At 66.8% G+C, this 18,441-nt stretch carries 20 protein-coding genes; 9 read left to right on the plus strand and 11 right to left on the minus strand.

Annotation, left to right across the window (positions count from 1 at the left end):
• Positions 1 to 65: 65 nt before the first annotated feature.
• Positions 66 to 503, minus strand: coding sequence for a nitroreductase family deazaflavin-dependent oxidoreductase (locus ORI27_RS11100; protein ID WP_265996880.1), 438 nt, complete (start codon positions 501 to 503; stop codon positions 66 to 68).
• 10 nt (positions 504 to 513) lie between these two features.
• Entirely contained in the window at positions 514 to 945 is a 432-nt protein-coding gene (locus ORI27_RS11105) for an HIT family protein (protein ID WP_265996881.1), read from the minus strand.
• Positions 946 to 982: 37 nt separating this feature from the next.
• On the opposite strand from ORI27_RS11105, the gene ORI27_RS11110 reads away from it, so the two are divergent.
• Positions 983 to 2,374, plus strand: a complete 1,392-nt coding sequence (locus ORI27_RS11110) for an amidase (protein ID WP_265996882.1) — start codon at positions 983 to 985, stop codon at positions 2,372 to 2,374.
• Here the strand turns inward: ORI27_RS11110 and ORI27_RS11115 are convergent.
• Positions 2,371 to 2,871, minus strand: a complete 501-nt coding sequence (locus ORI27_RS11115; protein ID WP_265996883.1) for a DNA-deoxyinosine glycosylase — start codon at positions 2,869 to 2,871, stop codon at positions 2,371 to 2,373. The two genes, ORI27_RS11110 and ORI27_RS11115, sit on opposite strands and share 4 nt — an antisense overlap.
• A gap of 26 nt (positions 2,872 to 2,897) precedes the next feature.
• Between ORI27_RS11115 and ORI27_RS11120 the strand changes: the two genes are divergently transcribed.
• Positions 2,898 to 4,022 carry an adenylate/guanylate cyclase domain-containing protein gene (locus tag ORI27_RS11120; protein ID WP_265996884.1) on the plus strand — a complete coding sequence of 375 codons (1,125 nt, stop codon included), beginning with the start codon at positions 2,898 to 2,900 and terminating at the stop codon, positions 4,020 to 4,022.
• 13 nt (positions 4,023 to 4,035) lie between these two features.
• Here ORI27_RS11120 and ORI27_RS11125 read toward each other — a convergent pair whose 3' ends face one another.
• Positions 4,036 to 4,242 carry a hypothetical protein gene (locus tag ORI27_RS11125; RefSeq protein WP_265996885.1) on the minus strand — a complete coding sequence of 69 codons (207 nt, stop codon included), beginning with the start codon at positions 4,240 to 4,242 and terminating at the stop codon, positions 4,036 to 4,038.
• Between the two features lie 75 nt (positions 4,243 to 4,317).
• Between ORI27_RS11125 and ORI27_RS11130 the strand changes: the two genes are divergently transcribed.
• Positions 4,318 to 4,893: a hypothetical protein gene (locus ORI27_RS11130; RefSeq protein WP_265996886.1), complete on the plus strand. Its 576-nt coding sequence runs from the start codon at positions 4,318 to 4,320 to the stop codon at positions 4,891 to 4,893.
• A gap of 86 nt (positions 4,894 to 4,979) precedes the next feature.
• Here ORI27_RS11130 and ORI27_RS11135 read toward each other — a convergent pair whose 3' ends face one another.
• On the minus strand, positions 4,980 to 6,848 hold the full coding sequence (locus ORI27_RS11135) for an ABC transporter ATP-binding protein (protein ID WP_265996921.1): 1,869 nt from the start codon (positions 6,846 to 6,848) through the stop codon (positions 4,980 to 4,982).
• A 35-nt stretch (positions 6,849 to 6,883) separates the two neighbouring features.
• Positions 6,884 to 8,638 (minus strand): ABC transporter ATP-binding protein, encoded by a 1,755-nt coding sequence (locus ORI27_RS11140; RefSeq protein WP_265996887.1) that lies wholly within the window; start codon positions 8,636 to 8,638, stop codon positions 6,884 to 6,886.
• 164 nt (positions 8,639 to 8,802) lie between these two features.
• Here ORI27_RS11140 and ORI27_RS11145 point away from each other — a divergent pair, with 164 nt between their 5' ends.
• Both ORI27_RS11145 and ORI27_RS11150 read left to right on the plus strand, forming a co-directional pair.
• Complete coding sequence (locus ORI27_RS11145) at positions 8,803 to 9,369, plus strand: DUF3558 domain-containing protein (RefSeq protein ID WP_265996888.1); 567 nt, start codon at positions 8,803 to 8,805, stop codon at positions 9,367 to 9,369.
• A 32-nt stretch (positions 9,370 to 9,401) separates the two neighbouring features.
• Complete coding sequence (locus tag ORI27_RS11150) at positions 9,402 to 9,914, plus strand: DUF3558 domain-containing protein (protein ID WP_407666282.1); 513 nt, start codon at positions 9,402 to 9,404, stop codon at positions 9,912 to 9,914.
• A gap of 77 nt (positions 9,915 to 9,991) precedes the next feature.
• Here ORI27_RS11150 and ORI27_RS11155 read toward each other — a convergent pair whose 3' ends face one another.
• A complete protein-coding gene (locus ORI27_RS11155) occupies positions 9,992 to 10,498 on the minus strand; it encodes a SixA phosphatase family protein (protein ID WP_407666280.1) in 507 nt (168 codons plus the stop codon).
• A gap of 115 nt (positions 10,499 to 10,613) precedes the next feature.
• Here ORI27_RS11155 and ORI27_RS11160 point away from each other — a divergent pair, with 115 nt between their 5' ends.
• Both ORI27_RS11160 and ORI27_RS11165 read left to right on the plus strand, forming a co-directional pair.
• Complete coding sequence (locus ORI27_RS11160) at positions 10,614 to 11,765, plus strand: metallophosphoesterase family protein (protein ID WP_265996890.1); 1,152 nt, start codon at positions 10,614 to 10,616, stop codon at positions 11,763 to 11,765.
• A complete protein-coding gene (locus ORI27_RS11165; protein WP_265996891.1) occupies positions 11,762 to 14,383 on the plus strand; it encodes an AAA family ATPase in 2,622 nt (873 codons plus the stop codon). Before ORI27_RS11160 ends, ORI27_RS11165 begins: the two co-directional genes overlap by 4 nt.
• Before the next feature lie 12 nt (positions 14,384 to 14,395).
• On the opposite strand, the gene ORI27_RS11170 is transcribed toward ORI27_RS11165, so the two are convergent.
• From ORI27_RS11170 to ORI27_RS11185, 4 genes are all read right to left on the minus strand, one after another.
• On the minus strand, positions 14,396 to 14,677 hold the full coding sequence (locus ORI27_RS11170; protein WP_265996892.1) for a hypothetical protein: 282 nt from the start codon (positions 14,675 to 14,677) through the stop codon (positions 14,396 to 14,398).
• A gap of 80 nt (positions 14,678 to 14,757) precedes the next feature.
• Positions 14,758 to 15,549, minus strand: coding sequence for a cysteine hydrolase family protein (locus ORI27_RS11175; RefSeq protein WP_323055595.1), 792 nt, complete (start codon positions 15,547 to 15,549; stop codon positions 14,758 to 14,760).
• 56 nt (positions 15,550 to 15,605) lie between these two features.
• Positions 15,606 to 16,409 (minus strand): SDR family oxidoreductase, encoded by an 804-nt coding sequence (locus ORI27_RS11180; RefSeq protein ID WP_265996893.1) that lies wholly within the window; start codon positions 16,407 to 16,409, stop codon positions 15,606 to 15,608.
• Positions 16,406 to 17,134: a TetR/AcrR family transcriptional regulator gene (locus ORI27_RS11185; protein ID WP_265996894.1), complete on the minus strand. Its 729-nt coding sequence runs from the start codon at positions 17,132 to 17,134 to the stop codon at positions 16,406 to 16,408. Before ORI27_RS11185 ends, ORI27_RS11180 begins: the two co-directional genes overlap by 4 nt.
• A gap of 150 nt (positions 17,135 to 17,284) precedes the next feature.
• On the opposite strand from ORI27_RS11185, the gene ORI27_RS11190 reads away from it, so the two are divergent.
• Both ORI27_RS11190 and ORI27_RS11195 read left to right on the plus strand, forming a co-directional pair.
• Positions 17,285 to 17,563 carry a helix-turn-helix domain-containing protein gene (locus ORI27_RS11190; protein WP_265996895.1) on the plus strand — a complete coding sequence of 93 codons (279 nt, stop codon included), beginning with the start codon at positions 17,285 to 17,287 and terminating at the stop codon, positions 17,561 to 17,563.
• Positions 17,564 to 17,566: 3 nt separating this feature from the next.
• Positions 17,567 to 18,331, plus strand: a complete 765-nt coding sequence (locus ORI27_RS11195) for an IclR family transcriptional regulator (RefSeq protein WP_265996896.1) — start codon at positions 17,567 to 17,569, stop codon at positions 18,329 to 18,331.
• Positions 18,332 to 18,441 lie beyond the last annotated feature (110 nt).

Here is an 18,441-nt window from a genome sequence, read left to right on the forward strand (position 1 = left end):
CGCTGAAACTGCAGTTCTTGTCCGCATTTCGCGGGGAGACCCGCGAAAAACCGCAGTCTCGGCGCCTACGGTGTCAGCCGGACCACCGGGATGGGCCGCTTGGTGCCCCTCTGGTAGGCGGCGTACCGGCCGGCGTTCTTCGAGTCGCAGAGCTGCCACAACCGGGCGTAATCCGGGTCGTCGGGCAGCACAATGTGCGCGGTGACGGCCAAACGCTTTGGGCCGACATTGATCTCGATGTTCGGCTGGGCGCGCAGATTGTGGTACCAGGCCGGGTTCCGGTCTGCGCCGCCGTTGGAGGCGACGACCAGATAGTCGCTCCGGTCGCGGTAGTAGGCCAGCGTATTCTTGCGTGGCTCACCGGTTTTCGCGCCGATGGTGTGCAGCAGAAGCGAGGGTGGCGCGCCGGGTATGCGGTGTCCGATCCAACCGTTGCTGCGCTGGTAGAGCGCGTCGTGCACCTGGACCCACGTCGTGAGTGCCCTCTGGGCCAGCGATGTCATGGCAGCATCCTCATCCGGTCGTGTCCATTGCCGCCAGGGCTTCACGCACAATCCGCCCGGTGGCGTCCCGGTCGGGGTCGCGACGCAGCAGCATCCCCTTGGCGAACGAGAGCTTGTCGCCGTCGCGTCGGGGGATCACGTGCAGGTGAATGTGGAACACCGTCTGCATCGCCGACTTGCCATCGTTGATCGCGATGTTGTTTCCGGTCGCGCCCAGCGCCGACAGCCGCGTGGCCTGCGCGATCCGCTGCCCGACGGCGAGCATTCCCGCCAGGGTGTCGGCCGGGGTGTCGGTCAGGTCGACGCTGTGCCGTTTGGGCAGGACCAGGGTGTGACCGCGGGTGAACGGCCGGATGTCGAGGATGCCCAGGAAGTCGTCGTCCTCGTAGACCCGGATGGCCGGCGCCGTACCGGCAACGATCTCGCAGAACACGCATGCCATCTCGCCACCGTAGCGTTCGGCGCTAAGCTGGGCGCAGATGGACTCCACCGACATTGCCTTCGCCGGTGCCGCCGAGCAGGCGCGCATGCTCGTCAACGGTGCCATCACCGCACCGGCGCTGTTGGAGCTCTATCTCGAGCGGATCGCCCGTGTCGACCGGGAGTTGCGCGCGTATCGAGTGGTGTTCACCGAGAGCGCGCGCCGCCAGGCCGCCGCCGCGCAGGAGTTGCTCGACGCCGGCGAGCGAAAGCCCCTGCTGGGAGTGCCGATCGCGATCAAGGACGACGTCGACGTCGCCGGTGAGTTCACCTGCTACGGCAGCAGCGCGTACGGACTCGCACCAACGGCCGACGCCGAAGTGGTGCGCCGGCTGCGCGACGCCGGCGCGGTGATCCTGGGTAAGACGTCGGTTCCGGAAATGATGTTGTGGCCCTTCACCGAAACGGTGGCCTTCGGCGCCACCCACAATCCGTGGGATCTGGCACGCACGCCCGGCGGCAGTAGTGGTGGCAGCGGGGCGGCGGTGGCCGCGGGACTGGCGCCGATGGCGCTGGGTTCCGACGGTGCCGGCTCCATTCGCATCCCGTCCACCTGGTGCGGACTGTTCGGTCTCAAGCCGCAGCGTGACCGGGTGCCGATCGCGCCGCACGACGACGCCTGGTGCGGGCTGAGCGTCAACGGGCCGATGGCGCGCACGGTCGAGGACGCCGCGTTGTTCCTCGATGCGACGACCACGCAGCCCGGCCCGCCCGGCGGATTCGTCGCCGCGGCCGACCGTGACCCGGGCAGGCTGCGAATTGCGTTGAGCGCCAAGATCCCGCCTACCGTCGTCGGCCGCGTCGGGACGGCTCAGCAGAAGGCGCTGGACGGAGCCGAGGCGCTGCTGCGCGATCTCGGCCACGAGGTCGTCTGGCGCGATCCCGACTATCCGGCCTGGGCGGTCTACGGTCACGTCCTGCCCCGGATGTGGCGCGGCGCCTACCAGGACGTCTCCGCCCTGCCGCACCGCGAGCGTCTCGAGCCCAGGACCAAGGGCATCGCCCGGCTCGGCCGGTTGATCTCCGACAAGCAGATCGCCCGGGTGCGCTCGGCCGAGACCGCGCTGGCCGCGCGGGTGCAGTCGATCTTCGACGATGTCGACGTGCTGATCACTCCCGGTACCGCCCTTGGTCCGTCCCGGATCGGCCAGTACCAGCATCGCGGCGGGCTGACGACACTGGCCATGGTGGCCTCGCGGGTGCCGTTTCACGCCATCTTCAATGCGACCGGACAGCCGGCCGCAATCGTCCCGTGGGGGTTGGACCATGACGGAGTCCCGGTGTCGGTGCAGCTCGTCGGCCGGCCCTCCGACGAGGCGACGCTGCTGTCTTTGAGCCGTCAGATCGAGATCGCCCGTCCGTGGGCGCACCGCCGGCCGCCGGTGTCCTAACGGGCCTGGGACAACGCCGCCCGCCAGGCGGTCAGCTTGTCGGCGTAGGGCATGGTGTGCGCGGGACTGGTGGACGGTAGCCGTAGAGCGCCGGGGGGCTCGACGGTGACGAGTCGGGCAAAGTTGCGTTCTGCCGCGGTGCCGTTGAAGTACACCCGCTCGACGTTCGGGTGGGTGGACAAGAACGAATCGAAGTCGTTGGCGACCATGCTGTCCGGCTCGATCGCCGAGTCCAGACTGCCGACTCGCCGACAGTGCTTGAGCACGTCCCAGACCGCGATCCCACGGCGGGCGAGCATTGCGGTCCGTTGGTCGTACGGTGCATCGGGCTCGCACCCACAAAGCTCGCCAATGATGCGCCAGAAAGCATTTCGCGGGTTGCCGTAGTACTGCCCGGTCGCCAGCGACAGCGCGCTGGGCATGTTCCCGAGGATCAGCAGCCGCGGCTCGGCGGAGCCGACCGGTGGCAGACCCTGCAGGAGCGGGGATCGGGACATCGGGGTCGACGGTATACGTTGGGTCGGTGAGCGAAGCCGTCGACCCGGAGGTAGCCGGGCTGCTCGACGGGTTGGCAGGTGACGCCCGTGCCCAGCGCGCCGAGTTGATCCCATGGTTGGTGGAGCAGGGCATCACCCTCGAGGAGATCCGGGCGTCGTTCGCGCCGATGCTGCTGCCGGGCCGCCGGATCTTCGGTGACGACGGCACCCGGTTGTCGGCCAGGCAGATCAGTGAGCGAACCGGTCTGGATCTCGACCAGCTCCGGCGCTTCCAGCGGGCCAGCGGGCTGGCAACGGTCGACGATCCGGACGCAGCGGTGTTCTCCAAACCCGATGCGGAGTCGGCCGTGCACATCAAGCGGTTTCTCGATCTGGGTTTTGATCCCGATCGACTGCTCACGGTGGTTCGGGTACTGGCGGAGGGGCTTTCGCATGCGGCGGAGGCGATGCGCTACACCGCGGTGGCCACGACGATGCAGCATCCCGGTACGACTGAACTGGAGATGGCCCGGGGCGCGCGGGAGTTGGTCGCCGCAGCCGCCCCGTTGCTCGGGCCGATGGTCCAGGACATGCTGATGCTGCAACTGCGGCATGCGATGGAAACCGAGGCGGTCAACGCCAACGAGCGGGCCGCCGGCGCACCGCTGCCGGGAGCCCGCCAGGTGGCCGTCGCGTTCGCCGATCTGGTCGGCTTCACCCGGCTCGGCGAGCTGGTGCCGCCCGAAGAACTCGAGCGGCTCGCCAACCGACTGGCCGATGCGGCCCGCGATGTGGCGGTTCGGCCGGTGCGGTTCGTCAAGACGATCGGCGACGCGGTGATGCTGGTGTCGACGGATGCGGTGGCGCTGCTCGATGCCATGCTGACTCTCGTCGAGGCGACCGAGGCCGATGAGGCGCTGCCACAGTTGCGGGCGGGCATGTCCTACGGCTTGGCGGTGAGCCGGGCCGGCGATTGGTTCGGCAGCCCGGTCAACCTGGCCAGCAGGGTCACCTCGGTGTCCCGGCCCGGCTCAGTCCTGGTTTCCGAGGCTGCCCGCGAGAAGATCGGCGACGAGGGCTCGTTCAGCTGGTCGTTCGCCAGGGCCCGCCACCTCAAAGGCATTCAGGACGACGTCAAGCTGTTCCGCGCTCGTCGTGCCCACCATCCCTGAGCGGTCTGCGCTTTCAGCGCTTGCGCAGCATCCACCAGCCGCCGCCCAGGACCGCCGCGATCAGCATCACGATCGCCAGGCCGGGCCCGGCCAGCCACCACACCACTGCGACTGCGACGAGCGCCGGCGCGCCGAGGAGTAGCGCCACCATTGCCGGGTGCTGACGCACCACATCACGGGCCGCGCGGGCGCGTTGCGGGTCCAGCTCATTACCTGCCATGCCGTCATTATCCGCGCACGTTCGCCGATGGCGAACATCTGACCTCAGCGCTGTAATGGTGTAATCATGTAATTCATGAGGCATCAGCACACGCACCGACGGCCCGGTCGCCCCGGCGGCTGGCAGCAGGCCGATCAGCCCGACGCAAGCGATGCCGGCGAGTGGTTCGCCGGTCGGCTTCCCGACGGCTGGTTCTCGAGCGACCCGACGGTGATCGTCGACCGCGAGGAAATCACCGTGATCGGACGACTGCCGGACTCCGCGGACAAACCCGACACCGAGGCTCGCGCGGCCGGGCGGGCCTCACGGTTTCGTGAGGACACCCGGTCCGAACGTATCCGGATCGCCGAGGAAGCTCAGGACAAATACGGCCGCAAGGTGTCCTGGGGTGTCGACGTAGGAGTGCGGGGTTCAACTGATTCCGAGCGAATCCTGTTCACCCACATCGCCGTTCCGGTGATGACCCGCCTCAAACAACCCGAACGTCAGGTTCTTGACACCCTGGTCGACGCTGGCGTCGCCCGGTCGCGATCGGATGCACTGGCCTGGAGCGTGCGCTTGGTCGGCGAGCATGCCGAAGAATGGTTGGCCAAACTGCGTTCGGCGATGGCCGAGGTGGACGACCTGCGCGCCGAAGGGCCTGGACTGTAATTAGTCCCGTTCTTCCGGCGAGCAGACGCAAAGTGTCCGAAAACCTCGGCGTGTCGGGAACGTTCCTGTCTGCTCGCGGGGCCGAACTAGGCCCGCGTCATCGCGTAGTAGACCCCCCGCCGGCTGAGCAGTTCGGCGTGGCTGCCCGCCTCGACGATCCGCCCCGCCTCCATCACCAGGATGCTGTCGGCATCGCGGACGGTCGAAAGCCGGTGGGCGATGATGAAACTGGTCCGTTCCCGGCGCAATTCGGTCATCGCGTGCTGGATCAACAACTCGGTGCGGGTGTCCACCGAGCTGGTGGCCTCGTCGAGGATCAGCAGCTGGGGGCGGGCCAGGAAGGCCCTGGCGATGGTGATCAATTGCTTCTCGCCGGCACTGATGTTGCCGCCGTCGTCGCTGACCCGGGTCTGATATCCGTCGGGCAGGGTGTGGACGAACCGGTCGACGTAGGCCGCGCGCGCCGCCTCGATCACCTCGTCCTCGCTGGCTCCGGGCCTGCCGTAGGCGATGTTGTCAGCGATCGTCCCGCCGAACAGCCAGGTGTCCTGCAGCACCATGCCGATCCGCGAGCGCAACGATTCCCTGCTGACACCCGCGATATCAAGGCCGTCGAGCAGGATCCGTCCGGCGTCGACGTCGTAGAACCGCATCAGCAGATTGACCAGCGTCGTCTTGCCGACGCCCGTTTTTCCGACGATGGCCACCGTGCTGCCCGGTTCGGCAACCAGCGACAGATCCTCGATCACCGGTGTCCCGGGCAGATAGCTGAACCAGACGTTCTGAAATTCGACCCGGCCACGAGCATTGCTGGGCAACACCATTGGCGGATCGGGTGATTCCTCGGGTTCGTCGAGGAAGTCGAAGACCCGCTCGGCGCTGGCGACGCCCGACTGGAGGGTGTTGTACATGCCGGCGACCTGGGTCAGTGGCTGGTTGAACTGGCGGACGTATTGGATGAAGGCCTGAATGCTGCCCAGAGTGATCTGGCCGGTGGCGACCTGATAGCCGCCGACCACGGCGACCGCGACATAGCTGAGGTTCCCGATGAACGTCGTCGCCGGCGACACCAGGCCGGAGAAGAACTGCGCTCCGAAACTGGCGTGGTATACGTCGTCGTTGAGTTCCCGGAACTTCTCCTGTGCCGCGGTACGGTGCCCGAACGTCTTCACCACGGTGAAGCCGCTGTAGGTCTCTTCGATGTGCGCATTGAGCCGGCCGGTGTTGGTCCACTGGGCGATGAACATCCGCTGCGAGCGGCGCGCGATCGCGCGAGTCACCCACAGCGACAACGGAACGGTGACGATGGTGAGCAGCGCGAGCAGCGGCGAGATGCTCAGCATCATCGCCAGGACCGCGACCACGGTCAGTATCGAGGTCAGTAGTTGACTGATGGTCAGCGACACCGACGACTGGATGTTGTCGACATCGTTGGTGACCCGGCTCAACAACTCGCCGCGCTGGCGGGAATCGAAGTAGGACAGCGGCAGTCGGTGCACCTTGTCCTCCACGTCGGCGCGCAGTGCCGTGATCGTGCGTTGCACGATCACGTTGAGCAGTCGGGCCTGCGCCCAGACCAGGAGCGCGGCGACCACATACAGGACGAGCGCCAGTAGCAGGGTGCGGCCCACCGCGGCGAAGTCGACACCGCGGCCGGGCACCACGTTGGCTCCGGACAGCAGGTCGGCGAAGGTGGTGTCGCCGCGGGCCCTGGCCGCGGCGACGGCCTGCTCCTTGGTCATGCCGGCCGGCAACTGGCGGCCGAGGACACCGTTGAACAACAGATCGGTGGCGTGTCCGAGGATGCGGGGGCCGATGACACCGAGCGCGATTCCGGTGATCGACAAGGCGATCACCGCGGCGGTCGGCCAGCGCTGCGGGGTCAGCCGTCGAATCAGGCGCAGCGCGGACCCGGTGAAATCCCGCGAGCGGGCCTGCCGGGGATCCTGGGTCATCGTGCGCAACCCGCCGCCGCGCGACGCCGGCCCGGTCACTGACCGCCCCCGACGCCGGCGCCCACCGACTGGGAATCGGCGAACTCGGCATATGTCGCGCAGTCGGCCAGCAGGGTGTCGTGGGTACCGGCGCCCACCACCCGGCCGTCGTCGATCACCACGATGTTGTCGGCCTGCATGACGGTGGAAATGCGTTGCGAGACGATGATCACCGTGGCGTCGGCGGATACCTCGCGAAGTGCGGCGCGGACCCGGGCGTCGGTGTGGACGTCGAGTGCGGAGAACGCGTCGTCGAACAGATAGATCTCCGGGCGTCGGATCACCGCGCGGGCGATCGCCAGCCGCTGGCGCTGGCCGCCGGAGAAGTTGATGCCGCCCTGGGCGACCCGCATGCCCAGGCCCTCGGGATGGGCGCGCACGAAATCCTCGGCGTCGGCGACCCGTAGCGCCGACCACATGTCGTCCTCATCCACCACCTGGCCCGGGGCCGCGCCGAGCCGCAGGTTGTCCGCGACGGTGCCGGAGAACAGGTAGCCCCGTTGTGGCACCAGCCCCAGCGTCGACCAGAGCGTCTCGGTGTCGTAGTCGCGCACGTCGAGGCCGTCGACGCGGACCGCCCCGTCGGTGACGTCGTAGAGCCGGCAGATCAGCGCGATCAGCGTCGACTTGCCAGAGCCCGTGCTGCCGACGATCGCCGTCGTCGTCCCCGGTTGTGCGGACAACGAAACATCTTCCAGTACAGGGCGCTCCGCGCCCGGGTAGCGGAACGTGGCGTTCTCGAGTGTGACGGCGCCGCGGATACCACCGTCTGGGTGGCGCGGCGACGCCGGATTGTGGATCGCGGTTCGGGTGCTCAGCACCTCGGTGATCCGCTCGGCACAGACCGACGCGCGCGGCAACATCACCAGGGTCAGGGTGGCCATCAGCACAGCCATCAGGATCTGCATGAAGTAGGACAGGAACGCGATCAGTGAGCCGACCTGCATCTGGCCGGTGTCGATGCGCAGTCCGCCGAACCAGATCAGGGCGACGCTGGAGATGTTGATGGTCAACGTCGTGACCGGCAGCATCAGGGCCTGCCAGCGCCCGGCGGCCAGTGCGGTATCGGAGACCGCGGTATTGGCGACGGCGAACCGTTCCCGCTCGAAGGCTTCCCTGGCGAAGGCCCGGATCACCCGGATGCCCGAGAGCTGTTCACGCATCACTCGGTTGATGCCGTCGATCAGCCGTTGCATGCTGCGGAAGATCGGCAGCATGCGCGAGACGATCCAGTAGTTGGACAACGCCAGCACCGGAACACTCACCAGCAGCAGCCAGGACAGCCCGGCGTCCTGGTGGATCGCCATGATGATGCCGCCGACGCACATGATCGGCGCGGTCACCAGGACGGTGGTCGCCATCTGGATCAAGACCTGAATCTGCCGGACGTCGTTGGTCGACCTGGTCAACAGCGACGGTGCTCCGAACCGCGCGGTCTCCTGCTCGGAGAACGTCGTCACGTGGTGGAACATCGCCGAGCGCAGATCGCGACCGAACCCCATGCCGGTGCGGGAGCCGAAGTAGACCGCGCCGACCGCGCACATCACCTGAAGACCGGTCACCGCCAGCATCAGCATGCCCAGTTCGGTGATCAGCCCGGTATCACCCTTCGCCACACCGTCGTCGATGATCGAGGCATTGATCGTGGGTAGGTAGAGCGAGGCCAGCGTGCTGATGGTCTGCAGCACCATCACCGACGCGACCAGCCACCGGTACGGCCGGACATACTGTCTCAGCAGCGCCAGGAGCATTTCGCTACTGTCGCACACCGGAGAGCACCGATGGCCGGGTCATGCAGCGCTCTGTCGGTTCCCGTCCCGCAATGTCACAGCAAAGTACCAGGTCAAGCGGCATGTCGGTGGTTGTGATAAGAGCTGGCCGCTACAGTGCATGCTGTGACACGCAAAAGGTGCGTATGACAGCGACGCGCAAACTCGCGGTGGCCGCTCGGGTGGTAGCCGTCGTAGCCGCCGTCTCGGCGCTCGGCGCATGCTCGGATTCGGGGAGCGGACCCGGTCAGACCCAGGCATCGCAACCGTCCACCCCGCAGCCGGGCAACGCCAAGCACGGTCCGATGTTCCCCGAATGCGGTGGCATCAGTGACCAGACGATGGCCGAGGAGACCCGGGTGACCGGTCTGGTGAACACGGCGAAGAACTCGGTCGGTTGTCAGTGGCTGGCCGGCGGCGGAATCCTTGGCCCGCACTTCTCCTTCACCTGGTACCGGGGCAGCCCGATCGGGCGTGAACGCAAGACCGAGGAACTGTCGCGCACCAGTGTCGAGGACATCAATATCGAGGGCCACAGCGGATTCATCGCGGTCGGCACCGACCCGACTCTGGGAGACAACCTGTGCGAGGTCGGCATCCAATTCAACGACGACTTCATCGAATGGTCGGTCAGCTTCGCCGAGAAGCCGTTCCCGCCGGCCTGCGATGTAGCCAAGGAGTTGACCCGGCAATCGATCGTGAACGCCAAGTGAGCGCGCGCCGGTTCGTCGCCGTCGGGGTCGCGGTGCTGGCCGCGCTCACGACCGCCAGTGGCTGCGCCAGGACCGTGGACGGGACCGCGGCGAAGTCGGGTTCGGGCACCACGCCGCGCAACGACAACTCCGCGCAGCAATACCCGAACCTGCTCAAGGAGTGCGACGTCCTGACCACCGACATCCTGGCCAAGACGGTGGGGGCTGATCCGCTCGACATCCAGAGCACGTTCGTCGGTGCGGTCTGCCGCTGGCAGGCCGCCAACCCCGCCGGCCTGGTGGACATCACCCGGTTCTGGTACGAACAGGGCAGCCTGGACAACGAGCGCGCCGTCGCCGAATTCCTCAACTACCAGATTGAGACACGTTCGATCGCCGGCGTGCCGTCGATTGTCATGCGAACCAGCGACCCCAACGGGGGCTGCGGAGTGGCCAGCGACGCCGCCGGAGTCGTGGGGTGGTGGATCAACCCGCAGGCGCCCGGCATCGACGCCTGCGGGCAGGCCATCAAGTTGATGGAGCTGACGCTGGCCACGAACTCCTAGCAGCAACGAGCCAGAACTGGGAGCGACAATTCCTCCCTCGACCTCGCTCGCACGTCTGACTCGATGCGCGTGGACCCTCAGCGCGGTACGTGGAATGACGTCAACTCGGCGCCGTTGAGCTCCAGGCCGGGCCACTGGCCCGGCACCCACAACACCGCGATGGCCGAGGTCGGGAACTTCATCGAGATGCGTTCGGTCGCGTCGCGGTCGGAGCCCTCAGGCTCGGCGAGACCGAGCGCCACGCTGCTGATCGTGGGCTCATGGCCGACGACCAGCAGCGTGCCCACATCGTCGGGAACCCGGTTGATCTCATCGATCATCGTTCCCGGGGAGGCGCCGTAGAGCCGTTCGGAGTAGGTGACCGGCGCGCTGATCTCGGTGCGGTCCAGGGTCTGGCGGGTTCTGGTCGCCGACGAGCACAACACCAGGTCGATCGCGGGGAGGTTCGCCCGCAGCCACTCGCCCGCCAGGCCGGCTTCGCGGATACCGCGGGACGCCAGCGGCCGGTCGTGGTCGGCCACCCCGGTGGGGTAATCCGACTTGGCGTGGCGCATGAGTATCAGGGTGCGGCGTGGCGCGGTCACGGACGTAAGGCTAATCCGTCGGCATACATGCCGATCCAGGTCCGCGGACTTGTCGGCGTAGGTGCCTACACTCGCCGCAACACTCGTAGATGAGACACGGACAGGACCTGACGGAATGCGATTCGTGCACACCGCCGACTGGCAGCTCGGCATGACGCGTCACTTCCTGGAAGGTGAGGCCCAACCCCGCTACTCGGCGGCCCGGCGGGACGCGGTGGCCGGCCTCGGCGCGCTGGCTGAAGAGGTTTCGGCGGAGTTCGTGGTGGTTGCCGGCGACGTCTTCGAACACAACCAACTCGCGCCCAAGGTGATCAGCCAGTCGCTGGAAGCCATGCGTGCCATCGGCGTCCCGGTCTATCTGCTGCCGGGAAACCACGACCCGCTGGACGCCTCGTCGGTGTATTCCAGTGCGTTGTTCAACGCCGAACATCCGGACAACGTGATCGTGCTTGACCGCGACGGAGTGTGGGAGGTGCGCCCCGGGGTCCAACTCGTGGTGGCGCCGTGGCGCACCAAGGCGCCGACGTCAGATCTGGCGGCCGCGGTCCTGGCCGATCTTCCCGCCGACGGCACCGTGCGGATACTGGTCGCCCACGGCGGGGTCGACGTGCTCGACCCCGATCCCGGCAAGCCGTCGCTGATCCGGATGGCCGGCCTGGCCGATGCCATCGAGCGCGGTGCTGTTCAATACATCGCTCTGGGGGACAAGCACTCTCGCACGTGCGTCGGAGACAGCGGACGCATCTGGTACTCGGGCTCGCCGGAGGTGACCAATTTCGACGACGTCGAATCGGACCCGGGCCACGTCCTGGTGGTCGATATCGATGAGGCCGACCGGGCTCACCCGGTGAGTGTCGAGTCTCGCCACGTCGGGCGGTGGCGGTTCGTCACGCTGCACCGCCAGGTCGACGACGACCGCGACATCGCCGATCTCGATCTCAATCTTGACCTGCTCACGGATAAGGACCGCACCGTCGTACGGCTCGGGCTGACCGGTTCGCTCAGCGTCACCGACCGGGCGGCGCTGGATGCCTGCCTGGACAAGTACGCCCGGCTGTTCGCGTGGCTGGGGACGTGGGACCGGCACACCAGCATCGCGGTGATGCCTGCCGACGGTGAATTCGACGATTTGGGAATCGGCGGATTCGCGGCGGCTGCCGTCGAGGAACTGGTCGGCACGGCCCGCTCCGGCGATGGCGAGGCGGCCCGGGACGCCCAGGGCGCACTGGGGCTGCTGCTGCGACTGGCCGGGGGGAGTGCGGCATGAGATTGCACCGGCTGGTCCTGACCAACTACCGCGGCATAGCCCATCGCGAGATCCAGTTTCCCGACCACGGTGTGGTCGTCGTCTGCGGGGCTAACGAAATCGGTAAGACGTCGATGATCGAGGCCCTCGATCTGCTGCTGGAATCCAAGGATCGCTCGACCAAGAAGGAAGTCAAACAGGTCAAGCCGACCCACGCCGATGTCGGTTCCGAGGTTCTCGCCGAGATCAGTACGGGGCCCTACCGTTTCGTGTATCGCAAACGCTTCCACAAGAAATGCGAAACCGAGCTGACCATCCTGGCGCCGTTCCGCGAGCAGCTGACCGGGGATGAGGCCCACGACCGGGTACTCGCCATGCTCGGCGAGACGGTCGACACCGGGCTGTGGCACGCGCAGCGGGTCCTGCAGGCCGGCTCGACCTCGGCGGTGGATCTGTCCGAGTGTGACGCGTTGTCCCGCGCCCTGGACCTCGCGGCGGGCGACGATGCGGCGCTGTCGGGTACCGAACCGCTTCTGATCGAACGGATCGACGCCGAATACGGCAGGTATTTCACTGCCACGGGCCGGCCGACCGGTGAATGGGCGGCGGCGATCGCCCGGCTGCGCACCGTCGACGAGGAGGTGGCCCGATGCGCGGCCGCGGTCGCCGAGGTCGACGACCGGGTGCGTCGGCATGCCGACCTCGCGCAGCGGCAGGCCGGGCTGACCGATCGCCGCGACGGTGTCGCCGCGCGCTTGGCCGCCGCCCGGGCGGCGGCCGGCGCGCTGGCCGAGCTCGCCGAACAGCTGCGACAGGCCGAGCTCGTCGCGACCGCGGCGCGGGGAACGTGCGCCGCGTCGAGCGCCGCGCAGGCCGAACGTGTGCGGCTGCGCGACGAGATGACTGCCCGCACGCGGGCCGTCACCGAGGTGCAGGCGCAGCTGGCTACCGCGGTCGAGGCCGCGCGCACCGCCAGTGACGTCGCCGAAATGGCATGTGCGGCAGCAACAGATTCGGCCACCGCGCTCACCACCGCTCAGACGGCCGTCGATGAGGCCCGGCGGGTCGTCGACGCATTGGCCAGCGAGGAACAGGCGCGGCGCCTGGCCACACGGCTCGAACGTGTCGAGGCCGCCGAGCGCGAAATCGGCGATCTCACCGATCAGCTCTCCGAGATCACCCTGACCGCCGAGGTGATAGCCGACATCGAGTCGGCCGCCGCGTTGGTCGACCGCATCGCGGCGCAGCTCGCGGCGACCGGCAGCACGGTGGAGTTCACCGCTGCCCGTGATCTCGACCTGGCGGTGGGTGGGCAGACCGTCCGGCTGTCCGCCGGGCAGCGCTGGGCGCCGGCCAGCTCGTCGGAGACCATCGTCGAGCTGCCCGGGCTGGTCAGCGTGCGGATCGATCCGGGTGCCACCACTTCCGGGGTTCAGGCGAAACTGGAAGCAGCCCAGCGAATCCTGACCGAATTACTGCAACAAAGTGGTGCCACCGACATCGAGGACGCCCGGGCCATCGACCGGCGCCGCCGCGACCTGGCAGGCAATCGTGATCACCTGGCTGCGACCCTGGCCGGGCTGTGCGAGGGTGACGACGTCGTCCAGATGCGGGCACGGCTGGCCGCGTTGCACGACGACGCCCCCGCCGAGCTGCTCACCGCGGGTGTCGACGGGGCCGGTGCCCGTGCGGCCTTCGTCGGTGCGATCGAGGCTCGTGAGAGCGCTCGCGCCGAAGCCGATCTGCATCAGCGGGCGGCCGCTGAAGCGAATGCCAAACTTGCCGAAAAAAGCACGGCGGCAACAGTTCTGCGCTCCAAGGTGACCGATGCGGGCGCCGAGCTCGACGCGGCCACACAACGGTTGGCTGACTTGCGTTCACTGCGCGGCGACGACGAACTCGCCGCGCAGGCCGCCGCTGACGTGGAGGCCCGTGACCGGGCCGAACTTGTGGCCGCCGAGTTGGCCCAGCGGTATGCCGCCGCGGACCCCGCTGCCGTGGAAGCGGAGTTGGCGGCGGCCACGGCCGTTGCCGAGGATCTGGACCGTGAATACGCCGAGGTCGCGCAGGCACTCAATGACGTCACCGTCGAACTGGGGGTGATGGGCAACGAGGGGCGCAAGGGCAGTCTGGATGCCGCGCAGATCGCGCGCGAGCACGCCTTCGCCGAGCATTCGCGGGTATCGCGCCGGGCTAGGGCGGCACAGCTGTTGCGATCCGTCATGGTCCGCCACCGCGACAACACCCGGCAGCGCTACGTGCAGCCGTTCCGCACCGAGATCGAACGGCTCGGGCGCCCGGTGTTCGGACCGACCTTTGAGGTCGAGATCGACAGCGACCTGCGAATCCGCAACCGCACGTTGGACGGCCGGACCGTTCCCTACGAATCGCTGTCGGGTGGGGCCAAAGAGCAACTCGGCATCCTGGCCCGCCTGGCCGGCGCCGCGCTGGTCGCCGCGGAGGACACCGTGCCGGTGGTGATCGACGATGCGCTGGGATTCACCGACCCCGAGCGGCTGACCAAGATGGGTGCGGTGTTCGACACCGTGGGTGACCATGGTCAGGTCATCGTGCTGACCTGCACACCGACCCGCTATCTGGGGGTCCAGGATGCTCATGTGATCGAGTTGACCGGCTGAGCCGGCACCGCATCAAAAGAGTGCGGCGTGCGGCAACCAGTCCTGGTTGGCAGATGCCTGCTGGGACCGCTGCGACTCGGACTTGAAGGCGTAGATGGTCGAGGCAAGCAACTCGCGATCGTCCTCGCCCAGGGTGCACTTTTTGCGGGTCAGGTCCGAAACGATCTCACGAAATCTGATTCTGAACTCGCTGGGTGTCAGCCCAAATCGTGGCAAGGTCTCCTCCTCGGGTGGACCGCCGAACGGCATCCATCGAACCACGAATTGAATGATCTGCCTGTCATACCAATCCATTGACCTGTCCCACCCATCTGATTACCAACTCTTGCAGTTGATTTCAGTCTGCACACGGGCGCAGGACAATCACAATGACTTCAGATGGCGGCAGTAGTGATGTCACCGGCGACGGCGTGGCTGGCCAGCGCACGCTCGAGCTGGCTGACGGCCAGCACTTTCGCCTGCCGGGGAAAGACCCACTCCATCAGCAGCTGCTGTGTCGCCGCGTCGGCATCGGAGATGCAGTCCGCCAACACGATCAGCCGGTAATCCTTGTCCGCCGCTTCTCGAATGGTAGACATTACAGCGCCGCTGGCGTGTATTCCAGCAATGATCAATGTCGTCATGCCCAGATTCGTCAGGCGCTCATCGAGATTCGTCGTCGAGAACGCGCCGAGTCGCGTCTTGCGCACAATGATGTCCTCAGGTGCGCCGGCGTCCAGACCAGGGTATAGGTCGGCGTCGAAAGTGCCATCGCGCAAACGCCTCTCATGGGCGAGAGCGGCGAACTCTTTGTTGGTTGATGGCGTGAACCGGTAGTCGTTGTCCTCAAACGCCAGCCGGGTGAATGCGACCTGGCCACCGAGACGGCGGACGGTGCCGATGGCTGAATTGATCCGGACGATCAATGAGTGAGAGTTGACCACGCAGGCGAGCCCTTCGGGCTGGCAATCGAGGACCAACAACGTGCATTGAGCCGGGTCAAGGTCATCGAAGTCAGTGCCAACGGCAGGGTGACTCCGTACGTTGGGCTCCTCGCCCCGCAACTGCGCCAGTCGCTCGTGAAAGAGCCGCGTTCGCAACAGGTATCGCCGCGCCAGACTGCTACTCATGTGACTCCCTTCGTAGCACTCCGAAGCCGTCTGAAAGATTACTTTCAATGATTCCATCGACAATGGGTGTCCGGGACAACCGAACCGTCTTCAGATGGTGAGTAGTCGCAGCCCTATCGCGCTGTCCAGCCCCCGTCCACCGCGAGGACCTGGCCGGTGAGGTAGGAGCCGGCGTCGCTGGCCAGCAGTAGCAGCGCACCGGACAGTTCCCCGGCCCGGCCGGTCCGGTTCATCGGAGTGTTGCGACGGACGTAGGACGCGCCTGCTTCATCCTCCAGCAAGTCGGCGGTCGCCTCGCTCGGGAAGAATCCCGGTGCGAGTGCGTTGACGCGGATGCCGTACCGGGCCCACTGCACCGCTAACTCCCGAGTCATGTTGATAAGAGCACCTTTTGATGCGCAATACGCGGCTTGACGGTTGGGAGCCGAAGCCACCAGTCCGAGAATGGAGGCAACGTTCACGATGCTGCCGCCGCCGTTGGCGATCATCTGGCGCCCGACGAGCTGGGTCAACCGAAATGCCCCTACCAGGTTGACGTCGAGCACATAGCGGAAGTCGTCCAACGACTCTTCTTCTGCGCGTGCGGGGATGCTGAGTCCCGCGTTGTTGACCAGGATATCGACGTTGCCGACGCTGCCCTCCACCTCTCGGTGCGCAGACTCCACCGAGGACGGGTCGGAGACGTCGCAGGTGACCGCGGTAAGCCCGGGATGGCTCTCGCACAGGCCTGCCAATCGATCCGAACGTCGTGCGGCGACAACGACATTAGCTCCGGCGGCCCGCAAAGTCAGTGCGAATTGGACGCCCAGGCCACTTGATGCGCCGGTGACGAGCGCGGTGCGGCCGGTCAGGTCGAACAGCTGCGCCGGGGTGGGCGCAGCGTCCGAGACCGGGGTGTGCGCGTCGAGAACGGTCATTCGTCGTTTGCCTGCTTTCCTTCGTTGTCCATCAAGTCAATCCACCGCTGCACCTGAAGGCCGGCGAGGGCTACGCCGTGTTCACCCGACGAGCTGGCCAGCGCCGCGCGGCCCATGATGAGTGCGCGGGTGGCGCAGGCGGCATTGTCGGCCGCGATTGCGAGTGCGTCGGGAGCGTCACTGAAAGTCCCGGCCGGCAAGAAGCTGGCATAGCCGTGGGCCACTGCTGCGGCCCCCACAGTGAGGCTGCTTGCCTGGGCGGAGGTGATGCCCGGTATCGCCGAGGCGGGCACCAGAAATGCCTCCACCACCGGCCGGACCGCGTCGATCAACTTGGCGTTGCCGCCCAGGAAGACATCCTTGGTGTAGAGCACCGCGAACAGCGCTGGATGTTGCGCAGCGAACTCCACGTAGGCCCGGGACGCGCGCACCAGGCGCTCGACGGGGTCGGTTGCGTCCCCGACGACTTGGGAGATGTGCGTGGCCATGGTCTCGCAAGCCCGCACGGCGACCTCGGTCAACAGGTCCTCGCGGTCGGCGAAATGTCGGTATGGCGCACCCGGACTGACATTCAGCCTTCGGCACGCCTCGGCTATCGAGAACGACGCGACCCCGTCCTGGGTGATGAGCTCGACCGCAAGGTCGATCAATGCGTCCCGCAGATTGCCGTGGTGGTACGACCGCCTGCGACCGCGCGTTTTGGTACCCACCTCCGGACTCGGCATCCCCCGGATGTTAATGGTCATCACATCTGCGGGCAAGGGGTGTTTCTACCACCAGCTTCCGTGTCTTGCGTCACATGTAAAAGGCACTTACACTGACGGCAGCCCACAAATGTGAGTGGTTATTACATCACGCCAAAGTTGGAGGTCTCGGTGGTTAGTCCGGAGAAATCCCTGGTCCGTTCGTTGCAGCGCGGGCTGCAGATCATCAACATCGTCGCCGCGGAAGGGCCGCTGCACGCCAAGCTGGTGGCTCGGTCGGTGAAGTTGCCGCTGCCGACCGCCTATCACCTGCTTCGGACGCTGGTGTACGACGACTACCTGGTGCGTCTCGATGACGGCACCTATGTCCTGGGTGATCGCTTCCAGGCTGAACTGTCCGCACTGCCTGGCCGCGATCGCTGTCTGGTGTCTGCGGTGGGACGAAGCTGACTCGTGCTCCCGCAACCGGCAGCGCAGCCGACTCTCATTCAAAGCCTCCAACGGGGCATGCAGCTGGTCGAGTCGGTCAGCGCGCAGGGGCCGCTCACCGCACGCGCGCTCAGCGACGCGACTGGCATCGTCCTACCCACGACCTATCACCTCCTTCGTACCCTGGTCCACGAGGGCTATCTGCATCGGTGCTCCGACGGCCGGTATGCGTTGGGCGAGCAGTTCGCTTCGGTGACACAGCTGGAACGACGGGCCCGTGGATTGCGGATGATCCGCGAACAGATGGCAGAACTCGCCGCCTCGGGACGGGTCAGCGTCAGTCTCGCAGCCCTGTGCAACGATGAGATCGTCGTAACCCAGTTCGTTGCGCACCCTTGCGCACCACGGTTCGAATGTTGGCCCGGCATGGTGGTTCCCGGGCATGCCACCGCCATCGGGAAGGCGATCCTGGCCCGGATGGGACCCGACCAACGCGCCGGCTACCTTGCCCGGCATCCGCTCGAGGTTTTCACCGGACAGACCGTCACGACGTCCTGGCGGCTCGAGGAGGACCTGAGCGCGTCCCACCCGATACACAGCGATCAGCAATTCCGGTATGGAATCTCCTGTGCGGCAGTGCCACTGAAACTCGAATCGGGAATCGCGGCACTGGGTGCGACGTACTCCTCGACCCGTGCGGCGCGCTTCCGCGACGGCATCGATGAGCTGCTCGTCGATGCCGCCAACCGGACCGCCGAAGCGATGGAACTCACCGCGCCGACGGCCTGACTGGCGCCACGCTCGCGACATGCAGCGGGTACCGTACGGCGCCTGCCTCGCCATCTGAAAAATGGGCCGTTGCCGTCAACGCGCCGCTGTAATGCACTCGTAAGACGAGC

It is taken from the genome of Mycobacterium pinniadriaticum (assembly GCF_026242045.1).
Lineage (GTDB): Bacteria > Actinomycetota > Actinomycetes > Mycobacteriales > Mycobacteriaceae > Mycobacterium > Mycobacterium pinniadriaticum.